This is a genomic window from Moorena sp. SIO3I6 (assembly GCF_010672095.1).
On the sequence record NZ_JAAHHU010001464.1, the window covers coordinates 1 to 1,249 of the forward strand.

The window sequence follows — 1,249 nt, forward strand, 5'->3', positions numbered from 1 at the left end:
TCGCCAGGGCAGGCGCGGACATGACAAAAGTCTCAAACCTAAGTAAGCGCAAGAGTTTGACTTCTGACTTCTGACTTCTGACTTTTGACTTCTGCTATAACACTTCACCATTGACCCTACATGCTTCAACCTTCTTAATCTAATCGTTGCAGTCTGTAAAGACTCCTGAACTTTAACAACAAGTATTCGTAATCTCCAGAAGGCCGTGTTAGCTTAAAAGAGTGGAAGTCATCCTTCAGAAAAAAACCTGAAGCCAAAAACCAAATGGGCATAGATAAGATGATTTCTAGCGGTCTATGGCCCAGCCACAGTAGGCACCAATCGAACATAGCAAGAAGTGGCGAGAAACCAACATAAGTTGGAGGAAGCCAAACCAAAGTCCGGAAAGACACGACTGTGTGAGATTTAGTATCAGGTGTATCTGTGTAGTTTGCCAACCATAGTAATAATTCAAAACTGGTAGTCAGAAAGTTAACTCGTTGAAAATTTGTCTTTTTCCACTCGAATGGGTCTAGTCAATCCTGGCTAGGCCCTTTGAGTATTGTAGTCAATCGATCTAAGTTATAGGTAAGCATTAACCTTGCTACCTTGAGCTGCGAGCTTCAAGGGCAAGCTGATTAACCGGTGTAAAAAAAACTGATGAAGTATTGACTATGGCAGTAGTACAGTTAAAAGTTCCCAGTATTGCGTGTGATGCGTGTGCCAAGACCATTACCGAAGGTATACTCCAACAGGAGCCAGACTCTAAAGTCGCAGTGGATGTAACATCAAAGACAGTTAGAGTTGAAACCGAAGCCTCTGAAGATTCAATTAGACAGATCATAACCACTGTCGGTCACACCGTAGAGTAAGGTAGTGTACATTTAATCGACCTATTTGGTACTTAAGGCCTTGGCCGTTGGCCACGCTTGGCCTTTTGCCACGCTGCTTGAGGTGCGAATGGCCACGCTACGCGAACAGAAAAAGTCGTCAATCCCTCTGCTACTCTCCCCCTCGTCTTGAGTATGCAAATTAGATCGGTGACAGCTTAATCAAAATTGTCTTGATGCAAAGCGCGAGTGGGGTTTCCCCCACTCGCGCTTTGCATCAAGAGAGGGATAAATTCTGTAGCTAGTTTTCATCCTAATTAAGCAGTAGAGCACAAGCTCTCCGGCTGCCATAAATTTTTTATATCATGTCGAGATAATTACCCTTAATAAAAATCTCCCCATCTCCCCATCTCCCCATCTCCCCATCTCCCCATCTCCCC

At 44.2% G+C, this 1,249-nt stretch carries 2 protein-coding genes; both read left to right on the top strand.

Features of this window, described 5'->3' with window-relative positions:
• Positions 1 to 653 precede the first annotated feature (653 nt).
• The gene (locus F6K49_RS50295; protein ID WP_293110360.1) at positions 654 to 851 is read left to right on the top strand and encodes a heavy-metal-associated domain-containing protein; all 198 of its coding nucleotides are present in this window, start codon (positions 654 to 656) and stop codon (positions 849 to 851) included.
• Positions 852 to 876: 25 nt separating this feature from the next.
• On the top strand, positions 877 to 1,002 hold the full coding sequence (locus tag F6K49_RS50300) for a hypothetical protein (RefSeq protein WP_293110362.1): 126 nt from the start codon (positions 877 to 879) through the stop codon (positions 1,000 to 1,002).
• Positions 1,003 to 1,249 lie beyond the last annotated feature (247 nt).